Origin of the sequence: Acrocarpospora corrugata (assembly GCF_009687845.1) — a bacterium.
GTDB lineage: Bacteria > Actinomycetota > Actinomycetes > Streptosporangiales > Streptosporangiaceae > Acrocarpospora > Acrocarpospora corrugata.
Genome location: NZ_BLAD01000097.1, coordinates 34,964 through 48,277, shown reverse-complemented (window position 1 = coordinate 48,277; position 13,314 = coordinate 34,964). Strand labels below are relative to the sequence as shown.

At 69.4% G+C, this 13,314-nt stretch carries 17 protein-coding genes; 10 read left to right on the top strand and 7 right to left on the bottom strand.

The window, feature by feature from the left end; all coding sequences use genetic code 11:
- Positions 1-223 precede the first annotated feature (223 nt).
- The gene (locus tag Acor_RS36515; RefSeq protein ID WP_155341341.1) at positions 224-1,072 is read left to right on the top strand and encodes an SAM-dependent methyltransferase; all 849 of its coding nucleotides are present in this window, start codon (positions 224-226) and stop codon (positions 1,070-1,072) included.
- 105 nt (positions 1,073-1,177) lie between these two features.
- On the opposite strand, the gene Acor_RS36510 is transcribed toward Acor_RS36515, so the two are convergent.
- Positions 1,178-1,777 carry a helix-turn-helix transcriptional regulator gene (locus Acor_RS36510; RefSeq protein WP_170317264.1) on the bottom strand — a complete coding sequence of 200 codons (600 nt, stop codon included), beginning with the start codon at positions 1,775-1,777 and terminating at the stop codon, positions 1,178-1,180.
- Positions 1,678-3,060 (bottom strand): hypothetical protein, encoded by a 1,383-nt coding sequence (locus tag Acor_RS42565; protein WP_170317263.1) that lies wholly within the window; start codon positions 3,058-3,060, stop codon positions 1,678-1,680. The genes Acor_RS36510 and Acor_RS42565 overlap by 100 nt, the downstream gene beginning before the upstream one ends.
- Here Acor_RS42565 and Acor_RS36505 point away from each other — a divergent pair.
- Complete coding sequence (locus Acor_RS36505; RefSeq protein WP_155341339.1) at positions 3,025-3,468, top strand: hypothetical protein; 444 nt, start codon at positions 3,025-3,027, stop codon at positions 3,466-3,468. The genes Acor_RS42565 and Acor_RS36505 overlap by 36 nt on opposite strands.
- A gap of 114 nt (positions 3,469-3,582) precedes the next feature.
- Positions 3,583-3,756 carry an aromatic-ring hydroxylase C-terminal domain-containing protein gene (locus Acor_RS46535; protein ID WP_344192140.1) on the top strand — a complete coding sequence of 58 codons (174 nt, stop codon included), beginning with the start codon at positions 3,583-3,585 and terminating at the stop codon, positions 3,754-3,756.
- Positions 3,757-3,838: 82 nt separating this feature from the next.
- Here Acor_RS46535 and Acor_RS36495 read toward each other — a convergent pair whose 3' ends face one another.
- Positions 3,839-4,498, bottom strand: a complete 660-nt coding sequence (locus tag Acor_RS36495) for a response regulator transcription factor (protein WP_155341348.1) — start codon at positions 4,496-4,498, stop codon at positions 3,839-3,841.
- On the bottom strand, positions 4,495-5,055 hold the full coding sequence (locus Acor_RS36490; protein WP_170317262.1) for a sensor histidine kinase: 561 nt from the start codon (positions 5,053-5,055) through the stop codon (positions 4,495-4,497). The genes Acor_RS36495 and Acor_RS36490 overlap by 4 nt, the downstream gene beginning before the upstream one ends.
- On the opposite strand from Acor_RS36490, the gene Acor_RS42560 reads away from it, so the two are divergent.
- Both Acor_RS42560 and Acor_RS45975 read left to right on the top strand, forming a co-directional pair.
- Positions 5,054-5,209 (top strand): hypothetical protein, encoded by a 156-nt coding sequence (locus Acor_RS42560; RefSeq protein WP_170317261.1) that lies wholly within the window; start codon positions 5,054-5,056, stop codon positions 5,207-5,209. The two genes, Acor_RS36490 and Acor_RS42560, sit on opposite strands and share 2 nt — an antisense overlap.
- 103 nt (positions 5,210-5,312) lie before the next feature.
- Positions 5,313-6,566 carry a flavodoxin domain-containing protein gene (locus Acor_RS45975; protein WP_155341336.1) on the top strand — a complete coding sequence of 418 codons (1,254 nt, stop codon included), beginning with the start codon at positions 5,313-5,315 and terminating at the stop codon, positions 6,564-6,566.
- Here Acor_RS45975 and Acor_RS45970 read toward each other — a convergent pair.
- The gene (locus Acor_RS45970; protein WP_155341347.1) at positions 6,454-6,714 is read right to left on the bottom strand and encodes a cytochrome P450; all 261 of its coding nucleotides are present in this window, start codon (positions 6,712-6,714) and stop codon (positions 6,454-6,456) included. The genes Acor_RS45975 and Acor_RS45970 overlap by 113 nt on opposite strands.
- A gap of 435 nt (positions 6,715-7,149) precedes the next feature.
- Between Acor_RS45970 and Acor_RS36475 the strand changes: the two genes are divergently transcribed.
- Together Acor_RS36475 and Acor_RS36470 are read left to right on the top strand one after the other, a co-directional pair.
- On the top strand, positions 7,150-8,322 hold the full coding sequence (locus Acor_RS36475) for a damage-control phosphatase ARMT1 family protein (RefSeq protein ID WP_155341335.1): 1,173 nt from the start codon (positions 7,150-7,152) through the stop codon (positions 8,320-8,322).
- Positions 8,323-8,471: 149 nt separating this feature from the next.
- Positions 8,472-9,290 carry an alpha/beta fold hydrolase gene (locus tag Acor_RS36470; protein WP_246239613.1) on the top strand — a complete coding sequence of 273 codons (819 nt, stop codon included), beginning with the start codon at positions 8,472-8,474 and terminating at the stop codon, positions 9,288-9,290.
- Positions 9,291-9,366: 76 nt separating this feature from the next.
- Here Acor_RS36470 and Acor_RS45080 read toward each other — a convergent pair whose 3' ends face one another.
- Positions 9,367-9,822 (bottom strand): hypothetical protein, encoded by a 456-nt coding sequence (locus Acor_RS45080; protein WP_246239611.1) that lies wholly within the window; start codon positions 9,820-9,822, stop codon positions 9,367-9,369.
- 23 nt (positions 9,823-9,845) lie between these two features.
- On the opposite strand from Acor_RS45080, the gene Acor_RS45075 reads away from it, so the two are divergent.
- A complete protein-coding gene (locus tag Acor_RS45075; RefSeq protein WP_246239609.1) occupies positions 9,846-10,112 on the top strand; it encodes a helix-turn-helix domain-containing protein in 267 nt (88 codons plus the stop codon).
- A gap of 1,129 nt (positions 10,113-11,241) precedes the next feature.
- Here Acor_RS45075 and Acor_RS42555 read toward each other — a convergent pair.
- Positions 11,242-11,385, bottom strand: a complete 144-nt coding sequence (locus tag Acor_RS42555; protein ID WP_170317255.1) for a hypothetical protein — start codon at positions 11,383-11,385, stop codon at positions 11,242-11,244.
- 353 nt (positions 11,386-11,738) lie between these two features.
- Here Acor_RS42555 and Acor_RS45750 point away from each other — a divergent pair, with 353 nt between their 5' ends.
- Entirely contained in the window at positions 11,739-12,578 is an 840-nt protein-coding gene (locus Acor_RS45750) for a YibE/F family protein (protein ID WP_170317260.1), read from the top strand.
- Positions 12,569-13,057 (top strand): YibE/F family protein, encoded by a 489-nt coding sequence (locus Acor_RS45745; RefSeq protein WP_170317259.1) that lies wholly within the window; start codon positions 12,569-12,571, stop codon positions 13,055-13,057. Before Acor_RS45750 ends, Acor_RS45745 begins: the two co-directional genes overlap by 10 nt.
- Positions 13,058-13,314 lie beyond the last annotated feature (257 nt).

Below are 13,314 nucleotides of genomic sequence, written 5' to 3'. Positions count from 1 at the left end.
TGACCTGCCTGACCCCCACTGACCCCCACTGACCCCTGCTGACTCCCGTCCTGTCTGGCCGCCCCGGTCCCGCCGCGACGCCGTTCACGCCGATTTCGGCGCCCCGGCGAGGGTGCCATCCGGTCCGGCCAGACGGACGGGCCTTTTCTGATGCGAGCTTCGCGGCGAGCGTCAGTCGAAATAGAAGGAGAACCATGCACTACACGAATGCCGGGGAGCGCGTATGACCGGTTCCGCTGACGCTCTGCCTCCGGTTCGTGACCAGAGTCCCGCCTCGCGGATCGACCCGAACATTCCGCATCCGGCGCGCATCTACGACTATTTGCTGGGCGGCAAGGACCACTTCATGTCCGACCGGGAGGCGGCCGAGCAGCTGGTCAGGGTGTCGCCGGGGACGCGTGAGGGGGTGCGCGCGCATCGGGCCTTCCTCCGCCGGGCCGTACGGCATCTGGCCACGAAAGCGGGGATCACACAATTCCTCGACATCGGGACAGGCATCCCCACGCAGGGCAACACACACGAGATCGCCCAGCAGGTCAACCCGTACGCCCGGGTGGCCTACGTGGACAACGATCCGATCGTGCTCGTTCACGGGCGGGCGCTGCTAACGGGCACCACGACCGGGATGACCACGGTCATCGAGGCGGATCTCCGCGAACCCGACGTGATCCTGTCCCACCCCGAGATCCGGCGCGTGATCGATTTCTCGAAGCCGGTCGGCCTCATCCTGGCCGGCGTCCTGCACTTCCTCACCGACGACGAGGCCCCGCACCAGCTCGTCGAATACTGCAAGGCCGTGGTCCTCCCGGGCAGCCACCTGCTGCTCTCGCACATCACGCTCGACTTCGCCCCCAAGGTCCAGCAGGAGGAACTGGGCAAACCATACGAAAATGGCACGGCCCCGATGATTCCCCGCACACATGCCGACGTGACGCGCTTCTTCACCGGCTGGGACCTGATCGAACCCGGCCTCGTCGAGGTGGTCGACTGGCGTCCGGACGAGAACGAGTACCAGGAGCCCATCCCCGGTGGCCACGCCTGGGCGTACGGCGGCATCGCCGTCAAGCCCTGAGGTAGGCGGAGTCGGGGCGTTCGGAGTCCCGGTCGAGATGCGACAAGGTCAGTCTCCGCGGCGAGAACCAGGTCTGCCGCCCCGACACTGCGATGCCGCGCTCGCTCAGTGACTGACGACCTGCCGCAGGCCGTCTCGGCGGTGGATGCCCAGCTTGCGGTACACCGAACGGAGATGGTTGTCGACCGTACGACGGGAGAGCACGAGTTCGGCGGCGATGTCTTTGGTGGTCTTGCCCTCCGCGGCGAGTTGGGCGACTTTGCTCTCGCTCGGCGTGAGTCCGGGCGGCTCGACGCGGCTGAGCGCCGGGGTGTCGGCCCCCTCGCATCTGCTGGCCAGCGCGTACGCTCTGGCTCGGGCGAAAGCCAGTGACCGGTCGTCCCGGCAGGCGTCGGCCGCCTGCGCGGCCGCCTCGGCGGCGAACAGGGTGAAGCCGAGCCGGTCGAAGCGATCGGCCACCGCCAGCAACGCCGCGCCGTCCCCGGCCGCTCGGGCGTGCTCCGCGAACAGCGGGGCAAGCTCTCCGTCGTGCCCGGCGGCGACCCGGTCCAGGCGGTCGCGCACCTGCTCGGCGGCGCCCAGCCGGACGAGGTCATGCAGCGCGATCAGCTCGAATGCGGGCAGGTCGTGCGCGCGGGCCAGGTCGCGACGGCGAGGCCCGCCCGCACGGCGGTCGCCAGGTCCGACCGGAGCGCGGCGACCCACGGCCGGGCCAGTTCCGCCCAGAAGGTCATGATCCGGTAGCCGTTGGACGGCGGCTCGTCCGTCCCGGCCCGGACGGCCTGCGCCGCGGTGTCCCCGTCCCCGCAGAGCGCCGCGGCCAGGGCGACCTCGCCGAGCGTGACGTCGCGATAGGCGGCGGGCATGCTGTCGTACGCCACCAGGGCCAGCCGCAGGGCCTCTCTTACGTGTCCGGCGAACCGGGCGGACCTGGCCCTGCACATGATCCGCAGGCTGGTCCAGCCGTGCCAGAGCTGGTCGGCCACGGCCCGCTCGTGGTCGGCGACGATCCGGCGTTCGGCGGTGGCGAGGTCGCCGCTCAGGAGCATGGCCGTGTGCCGGTCGACTTCCAGCCCGAGTACGGCCATCGGCCGGGCGTCACGCCACTCCTCGACGACCGCCAGCACCCGCTCGGCGAGTTCCGCCGCCTCCCGGTAACGCCCCAGATGGACCAGGCCGGTGGTCTTGGCGTGGGCCACGTAGGCCGCGAGCACCGGATCGGCTTCCGGTTCTGGCAGGTCCGCGGCGGTCCTGCAGTCGAGCTGCACGGCCAGCTGGTAGGCGTACACGGCCGTGATCCGGGCCCGATGGGAGGGAGAGCGCAGGCGGCCGATCACCTCGGTGTAGGTCTCGCGCACCTTGTCGATCTGCCCCAGGCCCAGCCCGTGCACCTGGAGCCGGGCCTCGGCCAGAGCCGTCAGACCGGCGTCGTCGTCGGGCTCGGGCACCTCGCGCGACACCGCGGCGGCCCGCTCGTGCTCCCCGGCCAGGTTGAGGACTCCGGTGAGCCACGCCCCGGCCGCCACGCCGCCGCCGGCCCGGTGGGCCGCCCAGCCCAGCTGCGTGGCCAGCGGGATGTCGAGGACGGCGAGCGCGTCCCGGCCGGCCCTCAGGAGGACCGCGGGATCGCCGGGCGCGTCGCTCTCCAGCCACCAGACGGCCAGCCGGAGCGCGTCGCCGTTACGGCGCAAACCGGTCCGCGCGAGAGCGGAGGCGAGTTCACGGAGGTGCCGGACCCGGCGGAGGTAGGGGCAGGCCCGCATCGTCACCTCCCCGTAGAGGGGGTGCGCGAGCCGTACCTGCCTGCGGAGGCCGTCGGGTTGGACCGCGATCAGCTTTCGCGCCTCGACGGTCTCGATGGCCGCGGCGGGGACGAGCCGCTGGAGGACGTTGAGGCTTATCGGTTCGGCGAACGTGACGTACTCGAGGACCTCCTGCTCGTCTTCGCTCAGATGGCCGAGGCGCGCCGCGACGAGTTCGGTCAGCAACAGTGTCTGAACACCAGCGCCTGGGATCCGAGCTCACCGGGAACCGCGGAGCTTACCAATGACACCAGCCCGGACAACACGCTCAACTTCCGGGACGACGGCACCGGGGACTGGAAGCTCGACATGCTTCTCAGGGGCACCGGCGATCTCGACCAGCGGGGTTTCTTCGCTGTCTACCAGGGCCTTCTGACATTTCGCCATTCGATCAGCGACACCGCCATCCAATACACGGATGCGGCCGGATCGCTGTCGATAGATCTGGGCGTCCGCGCCGAAGTCGGCAGCGGCGTCGTGTGGCAGGGGCCGCAGGCCGTTCCCCTGTCGCTCGGCCCGGACGAGTACACGTGCACGGCGTACAGGCTCGAACTGCACGCCGAGCGTTCCACGTACACGTTCTGGGGCGGCTGACCTTCAGCACACGGAGGCGGTGCACACATGTCCGACAATTCGGCACCACTGATTCTCCGCAAAACCGGTGAGGAGCGTCATGAATGACGGTCTCCAGGCGGCAGCAAACGCTGCTTGACGCACGAAAACGCCCAGCTGAAGCCCAGAATCCTAATTTCGAGCGGGACAGGCTACGGTGCCGCGCTGGTCCTGGTCCGGCCCGACCAGCACGTCGCCTGGCGCGGTGATCGCGTCGAGGATCCGGACGTACTCCTCGCCCGGGTCACTGGCGGTAAGGAGGCCATGTGACATTGCGGAACTCGCCCCACTTGCAACGGAGCACCCAAACCCCAGCTCACCGAACACAATCCAGTTTCCGAACGGGACACCCTCAGGCAAGTCCAGCGTCGTGTACGCAGATGGCGATCTGCACCCGGTTGGTCACCTCGAGCTTGGCGAAGAGCCGGCCGATGTGCGTCTTCACGGTGGGCACGGACAGGTGCAGCTTGGCCGCGATGTCCGCGTTGCTGAGCCCGGCCCCCACGGCGACCGCCACGTCATGCTCCCGTTCGGTGAGCCGGGCCAGGCGCCCCCGGGCCGCACGGGCCCGGTCGGGGGCCATACCGGCGGTCAGTTGGGCGATCAGTCTGGTGGTGACGCTCGGTGACAACATCGGGTCGCCGTCGGCGACCTTGCGGATCGCGTCGACGATCGCGGCCGGTGCGGTCTCCTTGAGCAGGAAACCGCCGGCGCCGAGCGCCCGGGCCACGTAGTCGTCGGCGTCAAAGGTGGTCAGGACGATCACCTTTGGCGGATCCTCCCACGAGCCGATCGCCTCGGTGGCCTCCAGGCCGTCGAGCCGGGGCATCCGGATGTCCATGAGGATGACATCCGGCCGGTGCTTTCGCGCGGCGGCGAGACCGTCACGACCGTCGACCGCCTGGCCGACGATTTCGATATCGGGCGCACCGCCGAGGATCATCTCCAGGCCGGACCTGACCAGCGCGTCGTCGTCGACGATCAGGACCCGGATCTGCCGGGTGCCGCTCATGCCTTCCACGGCAGCCACCCAGTCAGCTCGAAGATCCCGCCATCGCGGCGCCTGGCCAGCCGGCCACCGGCCAGCTTGGCGCGTTCACCCAGTCCGACCAGGCCCAGACCCGCTCCCGGCGTGAGCACGGCGTTGATCGCGTGCGGGCTGCGCGCCGGGTTGCGGATCCGAATGTTCACGCCCTCCGTCGGCGAGCCGGACACCTGCACTAGCGCGGTCACTCCAGTCGCGTGCTTGCGGACGTTGGTAAGCCCTTCCTGAACGATCCGGTACGCCGTGCGGCCGACCTGATCGGGCATCCGCTCCGCGCCGGACACACGATCGTCGTACTGGATCAGCATCCCGGCTCCCTTCGCCTCCAGCACGAGGGCCGAAAGGTCCCCGAAGTTCGGTTGCGGACGCTCACCGACCCCGGTCGGGTCGCCATCGCGGAGCACGCCGAGGACCTGCCTGAGGTCGCTGAGCGCCTCGTGTGATTTGGCCTGGATCAGCTCCGCCGTCTCGCGCATCTTGTCGGCGGGCAGGTTGGTGCGGTAGGCGGGGGCACCGGCGTGCATGGCGATCAGGCTGATCCGGTGGGGCCAGCACATCATGCATCTCGCGGGCGATCCGGGCGCGCTCGTTGGACTGGTCTTGTTCGACCCGCAGCGCCTGTTCGGCCTCCGCGCGCCCGGCCCGGTCGCGAAGCGTCCACAGCAGCTCGCGGCGTGAGCCGATATACATGCCTCCGACCAGCATGGCGATGGCGGACAGCAGCCCCAATACGAAGTCGATCCACAACAGGTCGTCGGCCCGGTTCGGCTGAAGCATCGGAATGGTCGCTGAGGGGACCAGGTCCAGCAGGCCGACGACCACGATCTGCCAGGTCACCCTGCGGGTGGCGAGCGAGACCTTCGCGAGGGCACCCGGGCCGTTGGCGGTCACCGAGACCGCGCCCAGGACACTCGTGAGCACCGCGACCACGAACGGCCGGCGTCGCCGGAAGAAGGACAGTCCCAGGGCTACGATCCCCAGCGACAGGTCGAGCCAGAACAGCGCTCGGGCCTCCTGCCACTGCGCGGGCGCCGCGGACCACCACAGCACACCGCTGAACAGCAGTGCCAGCGCCGTACGCCAGACGTGCGACTGCCAGGTCAGGACCTGGGACAAAGTGGACGGTGAGCTGGCCGTCGTCCGCGAGGAGCGCCGCCCGCCGGTGGGTCCGCCGGTGGCGTTCGGGACCACCCGCCGGGGCCGTGTCGTCACCGGAGCGTCCGGCGCCTGGACCTGTCACCTGGAGATCGACGTCACCGGGCAGGGCGTGCACCATTTGCCCGGTGATCGGGTCGGCGTACTGGCCGAGAACGACGACGAGTTGGTGCGCCGTACCGTCGCCGCCCTCCAGGCGACCGGCGACGAATTGGTGCGGCTCACCCCGAAGTGGCGAGCGGCGGTGGCCTGCCGGGAAGGCTACGGCGAGGCCGATGTGCTGCCGCTCCGGACATTGCTGCGCTTCGCCCGGCTCCGGCCTATCGGGCGGGAGGTGGCGAAACGGCTGGTGAAACTGACAGCCGTGGGCGCGTGGCAGCGAGTGGTGGACGCCCGGATGGAGGACCAGTGGGAGCTCTGGGACGTCCTGAACCTGCTGTACGCGGGCGGATATGACGTCACCCGGCTCTGGAAGGCCGATCCACGGGAGAACGACGCGTTCTGTGCGGTGATTCCGCCCGAGCCGTTCCGGCCGTATTCGATCGCTTCGGCGCCGCCGCCAGGCCAACCGGCCACCACGCTGCGGTTGGTGGTCGCCGGTCTCGACTACACCTCGGCCCGGACGCCGTGGTCGTATCCGCGGGAACGCCAAGGGACGGCCTCGCATTTCCTGCGCCGGGCGAGCGCCGAGGGCCGCCAGCGGCTGGCGCTGCAAATCGTCTCCGCGCCCCGGTTCCGGCTGCCGGCCGATCCTGCCCGGCCCATCGTCATGTTCGGCGTCCCGGCTGGACCCGGCCGGGCAGCCACCGGTCGGGGTCGAACCGGTCGGGCGCGTCGAAGAGGTCCGCACGGCGGCGGAGGATGTACGGGCTGTAGATGACGGTCGTGTTCTCGGGGATCCGGTGGCCGCCGAGCAGTGCGTCGGCGGTGGTGGTCCGGGTGAAGATCCAGCCCGGCCTTGGTCGGGCCGACGCGCACCTCGACCAGGTCCCCGCGGCCGGGCAGCGACGACAGGAACGCCAGCGGATCGCGGATCAGCGGAAGCAGATGGCCGAGGAGCGGCGGGCGTCCGGGAGCCACCGGTACAGCGGCGGGTTCCGACGTGCTGTGCAAATACCCGATATCCCTTCACGTCCCCTGCCTCTTCGGAGCGCCCGTCCACAAGCATCCGCCAAGCCACCCGCCCTGATCAAGGCATTGGCCCTTTCAGGCCGTCGCGAACAGCGCCCATGCGTGCGTCTCGGGCCGGCAGGATCGGGGCCGAGGAACGATGGGACAGCCATTGTTCGCCTGCCACGAGCGCAGCGACCCCTACGCTCCCGCGCTCGACCGGTTGCTGCTGCACGACCACACGCGCTCTCCGCGCGGACTACCCGGCGCGGCCGTCCTGGTAGGCCGCGCACATCCACATCGGCGGCTGAAAGTACGGTGGCCTTCCCAGTCCCCGTGATGAGGAGCGCCCGGTGCCCACGCCTTTGCCGCCGGAACTGCTGAACAACGAGCCGGAGGGTTTCGCCTGGGGGGTCTGGCATGACCGGACGCCCAAGCTGATCACGCAGATCAAGGAGGCCGTCCCGTACGGTCCCGCGCAGCGTCAGGGCTTCGATGCCCTGGAGGAGGAGATCTCCTCAGGTCTCATGCAGCCGCTGGGCGACGCCGCGCCCGAGCGTGACCTTTGGGTTTCGTGGGGTGAGGACTACTTCGGCAAGCCCTGGATCGATACGCCGTTCCTGTGGTCGGAGTCGTACTTCTTCCGGCGTGTCCTTGAGGTCACCGGCTACTTCGCCCCCGGCCCCTGGTATGGGCTGGACCCCTTCGAGCCCATGAAGACCGCCGAGCTGTCCGACCCGTCCCTGGAACCGGACCTCCAGGCCCTCGACAGTCTCAGTACGCCCCAGGACAAGCTTCTGGCGTCGCTCTGGGGAAACAGGGCCGACCTCGTCTTCCACGTCGGGCGTACGCGAGGAGCCACCCACCCGGAGACCGGCGGGCTCATCATCGACCAGAGCGACCAGCTGTGGAGCCACCTCGGACCCGACGCGCGGGTGGTCGTCATCGCCGACAACGCCGGGCGGGAGTTCCTCGCCGACCTGGTGCTCATCGACCATCTCCTCGGCCACGACCTGGCCGCGTCGGTGACCCTGCACCTGAAGCCGCGCCCGTACTACGTCTCCGACGCGACCACCGCCGACTTCGTCGCCTGCCTGCGCCGCCTCAGCCGTACCCGGGGGGCGGCGGAGCAGATCTCAGCCCGGCTCCGGCGCGCGGTGGCCGGGGGATCGCTCACCCTCGACACCCATGACTTCTACTGCTCCCCCTGGGACTACCGCCGGATGCCAGGCGACCTCGCCGCCAGGCTCCGGTCCGCCACGATCACCATCCTCAAGGGCGACCTCAACTACCGCCGCCTCGTCGGCGACCGCAGCTGGCCGGCTACCACCGACTTCGCCGCCGTCTCGGCGTACTTCCCGAGTCCGGTGGCCGCGCTTCGTACCCTCAAATCCGACGTCGTCACCGGCGTGGATGCCGCCACGGAAGCCCAGCTGGACGCGAGCGGCCTGGAATGGCGTACGGACGGCACCCACGGCCTCATCCAGGTAGCAGCGATGCCCGGCGCAACCGGCGACGGAGTTTGAGCCCCGCGGCACCAGGATCTCAACCTCCTTGGCACCATCGCCACGCGCTACTTGATCGCGGCACCCGTCGCTGACCTGCGCGCGTCGGGTGTGAGCCCGACGACATTTGTCCAAGACCGATAGTCGGCAGCCCATGCATCGTCTTCTGCATGAGTGAGTACAACCCGGAGCAGCCGCAGGGAATGCACGTGGTCCACGACGGCCCGCGGGGGGCGCCGCCGCTGTTGCTCATACACGGATCGGGGTTCTCGGGCGCTTGCTGGAGCCCGGTGGTCCCGGCAGTCGCCGGCCGCCATCACGTCATCCGGGTCGACCTCCCGGGTTGCGGCCAGTCCCCGCCCGCGCCGTCATACGACGTGCCCGTGCAGGCGGGCCGGGTGGCGGCGATGCTCGACGACCTCGGCCTTCGTCGCGTCATCACGGTCGGGCACTCCAGCGGCGGCTACATCGCCGCCGCGCTTGCCGAACAGCGTCCCGACCTGGTGAGGTCGCTCGCGCTGATCAGCACTGGCCCGAGTCCCGATGCGCTCCTTGCGCAGCCGTTGCTTCTCCGGGTCCTGCTGGCCCCGCCTCTCGGCCCGCTCCTGTGGTCGAGGCGTTCGGACGCGATGATCCGCAGGGGGATAGGCGGGACGTGCGCTCGCCCCGTGGATATCCCAGACGACTTGGTCGCCGATGTACGGGGTACCACGTACCGCACATTCAGGATGGTGCTGCGCAGCAACACCGCGTACATCGCAGAGCGGAGCGTGTCCGAACGTCTCGCCGCCCTCGAAGTCCCCATGCTGGTGATCTTCGGCACTGCCGACCGCCGCTGGGAGCCGTCGTCGGCGCATCAGTATGACGCGGTGCCGAACGCGCGGGTCGAGCTGCTGCCCGGCGTCGGGCACATACCCATGTTCGAAGCGCCCGAGACGACCGGCGAACTGCTGCTGGGCTTCACGGCAACGGCCGCCGACGATCCCTGAAGCTTAGAATGGTCATGTGCTGCCGACCGGGCCACCACCCGACTGGGCGCGGGTGGACGTCGCGGTCCCGCGCCGGTCAGATCGGCTGCCGGGGATCAGCATGGCCGGGTTCCGCCAATGTGCCCCCGCACTCGTGGACATCACCATGGTCGCGCACCCGTCCGTCACCCTGATCGTCGACCTGAGCGAGGGAGAAGGCCTCGTCTACGACACCCATGGCCGGCACGAACGCGGCAGTGTCGTCATCGGTCTCCTCCCCGGCGATCTTCGAGCAGCCGGCCGGGGGGTCGGCGAGCGCCTCCAGATCCGGCTGGAGCCGGCCGCGGCAGCTGCGGTGTTCGGCGCGGCGACCGAGCTCAGCGGGACGGTGGTATCCCTTGAGGATGCCTGGGGCCGCGACGCCGGGCGCGCCGAGGACAGGCTGCGCGCCGCCGCGTCGTTGGACGAACGATTCGCGATCGCGGTGGAAATCCTCGGCCGGCGGCTGGGCGCCCGCCCACCCGTCGATCCGGAAGTCGCCTACACCTGGCAACGGACGCTCACCAGCGGGGGCGGGTGCGGGTCGACGGCCTGGCGGACGAGGTCGGCTGGAGCCGCAAGCGCCTGTGGTCCCGCTTCCGGTCCCAGTTGGGCATCACACCCAAACGCGCCGCCCGGCTGGTGCGGTTCGACCACGCCGCCCACCTTCTCGCGGCGGGTCACGCCGCCGCCAGTGTTGCCGCCGAGAGCGGCTACGTCGACCAGCCCCACCTTCACCGCGAGGTCAAGGCGTTCGCCGGGCTTGCCCGCTGCCGTGGCCATTGCGCCGTGGCTCGCGATTGACGACGTTGCGTGGCCGGTCAGGGCAGTTTCGTCCGCGGAATGATTCGAGCGTGAACAGCGGGCCTTACGTCCGGCGGACATGCCGCGGCGGCGATGCACCTGTCGCTGACCTGCGCAGCCGCCGGGCAGCGCGGGTAAGGGAATGCGGCGGGCGGCTTCCTGGGCACCGTGTTCCTGATCCGTCCAGCGGCTGAGGAGTCGCCGCTTTGAGCTTGATGGGCGTGATCATTTCGGGAGTATTCCTTCAGCCGTCGATGCTGGAGAAGGCATGAGCAACCTGGCTGAGCCACCGCCGGCCCGGGAGAAGGAGTTTCAGGACATGGGACCGGCCGACGAACAGGACGAAGAGCAACAACGTACTGAGGCTGGCAGGCGGGCGGGCTGGCCGATGCTCCACGACGTGGACCGTACATGTTCTCGATGGAAGATCAAGAGGGCTCGGGAAGATCGCCCGGTGTGGTTCTCGGCGCGTGCGCAGAGCGAGATCGCCAGATTCGAGAACTCGCGTCTGTGGCCGGGAGCCATCGCCGATGCGATGGTGCGCTGGGCTGGGACCGTTCACGGGCCAGCTCGCCGGCTGACAGATCCGGTGGTTCGTGGTTGCGGAGTTGAGGCGTGCTGCCCCTCTGACGCTCATCCGCGAGGGATGCTGGAGCAGGCCCTGTGTGGGCTTCCGGCTGGCGCGTCGCGGGAGCTCTGGTGCAGGTTCAGCCGCTTGATGGGCTCTTCTCTTCACGCACGATCGTGGACTCTTATGTCGATCTGTCCGAACCATGGTGGTTGAGGAGATGCTGAACCTCGGACGGGGGATGCCTCGTAAACGCCCCTCCGCCGTCCGGACGGTGTCGGGCTCCTGCCCGCGGTGCGACACCCGGCAGGACTACTGCGAACGTTATGACGCAACGCTTTGCGTACTATGCGACGAGTGGCGTGAGGGTGTCTGCGGTGATCTCGGGTGCACCTACTGCCGAGATCGGCCCGCGCGACCAAGCCTGGCCCGAGACCATGCCCCCGCTGAGCCCGCCTTGCGCCGGGCAGCCCGGCTGGCCAGCCGGAGGGTCCTTCGGCGCCGGCCGACAGGCCCGGCCACCGGGTGGTGATCGGGCCCGTTGGTCGGAGCCTTGTCGGGCTACTTGCCGGTCGTGGGGTCGAGGAGCCGGGCTTCGAGGTCGGCGACGCGGCGGTCCTGGAACCGCATGTTCGATCGTGCGGCTTGAGCCGCTCCTCCAGGGTTCGAGCCGCCGTACGGGTCGAAGAACCCGTTCGCCTTCATGGAACTCCAGGACGTGCAGGAATTGTCCAACTTCTTCGAGCGCCGCTTCTCGGCCTACCAGGTGGGCGTGACCGGGTCGGTCAGCTTCGACTCCGACTTCTGACCGGAGTCCCGCCCCGGGGATTTCGCCCCCGGGGCGCCTATCTCAAGGGTGGTCGATCGCGGCACCCACAATGAGCTCGCCGCCAGGCCCGGATTCAACACGGACTACACGAACGCTCGCTACGCGGCGGAGGGCTGGTCGCTGGCCAGAATCCGACGCCGTCGACATAATGGCCTATCGGTGTGACCGATATAGCAGCTGAGTTAGTCAAATATCACCATGTAGCGTGACTTGTCACAAAACTGCGCCAATGACGGGTTGGTCTTGGCCAGTCAAGGCTTCCCTCCACCGGAGGATCTCCCTGCGAAACCACGCCCACGCCCACACCAACGACGGCGGTGGCGTACACGGCCCCAACCCCGCCAGTCGCCGCACGCTGATCGTGCTCACTCTGGTGCTCGCACCGCTCGCGCTGGCGACCGTGGTCGGCATGGTGCTGCTCTGGCATGGGCAGGCGGACCAGTCGGCCCCCGGCACCGCGAACCCCGGGACCGCGCGAGTGATCACCCATCCTGAGGCGACAGTGCTGACCACCAGGCCGTACGAGTGCCCGGCCAGCAATCAGCGACCCGGCCCCAACAGCCCGCCACGAATGGTGACCTGCGCCATCGTGGATGTCCTGCTGGAGACCGGGCAGGATCAGGGCGAGCAGGCCAGCATCGACGTGCCCGCCGAAAGCTACCGGGTCGGCATGCAGGCCGGCGACCGGATCAAGGTGACCCGCGTCTTCACCCACCAAGCCGGTCCGCCGGACTATGCCTTCTACGACTATGCGCGCCAGACCCCGATCGGTGTGCTGGCCATCGCGTTCGCGGTCGTGGTCGTCGCGGTGGCCCGGTTCCGTGGGCTGGCGGCCCTGGTCGGCCTGGGTCTCGCCTTCCTGGTGCTGATGAAATTCATGCTGCCCGCGCTGCTCGCGGGCGAGTCCCCGCTGCTGGTCGGGCTGGTCGGATCCTCGGCCATCATGTTCGTCGTGCTCTACCTGGCGCACGGCTTCTCGGTCCGGACCACCACCGCTCTGGTCGGCACGCTGTTCGGGCTGCTCGCCACGGCCGGGCCGGCGCCTGGGCGGTGCGCGCGGTGCACCTGACCGGGCTCGGCGATGGCGAGGGGGTCGCGCTCACCGCGCTCAACGGGCGGGTCGATCTGTCCGGTCTTGTCCTGTGCGGCATCATCGTGGCCGGACTCGGCGTCCTCAACGATGTGACGATCACGCAGTCCTCCGCCGTGTGGGAGTTGCACGAGCTTTCGCCGAACCGCTCGGCCCGCGAGCTGTTCACCAGCGCGATGCGGATCGGACGCGACCACATCGCCTCCACCGTCTACACGATCGCGTTCGCCTACGTCGGCGCGACACTGCCGATCCTGCTGCTGGTCGACACCTACGGTCGGCCACTGCTGGACGTGATCGGCACCGAGGGGGTGGCCGAGGAGGTGGTGCGTACGCTGGTCGGCTCTATCGGCCTCGTGCTGGCCATCCCGCTCACCACCGCGGTCGCGGTCGCGGTGGTGAAGTCGGCCGCCGCCCGTGAGCGTGCCGAGCCGAGCCCGTCCACGGACCCGGCTTGATCGTCACCGACCGGATGAGCGACACCTCGACCTGACTGCCGAACTCATCCGGTTGATCACCGGCGGCGGGCCGGAGACTGCCAAGCACTGCGGCCGTATCGACCGCAAACCGGCCTGAGCGCGCGCATGTTCTGAACACCGAAGCGTGGCCAGGCGAGTGGCGTGATTCCCGCCGGCCAGTCTCTACAGGCGTGCACGGCATACCAACCCCCGATGTCTCGGCTACACGGATGGGCCCGAGGTTGGTCCCGGCGGCG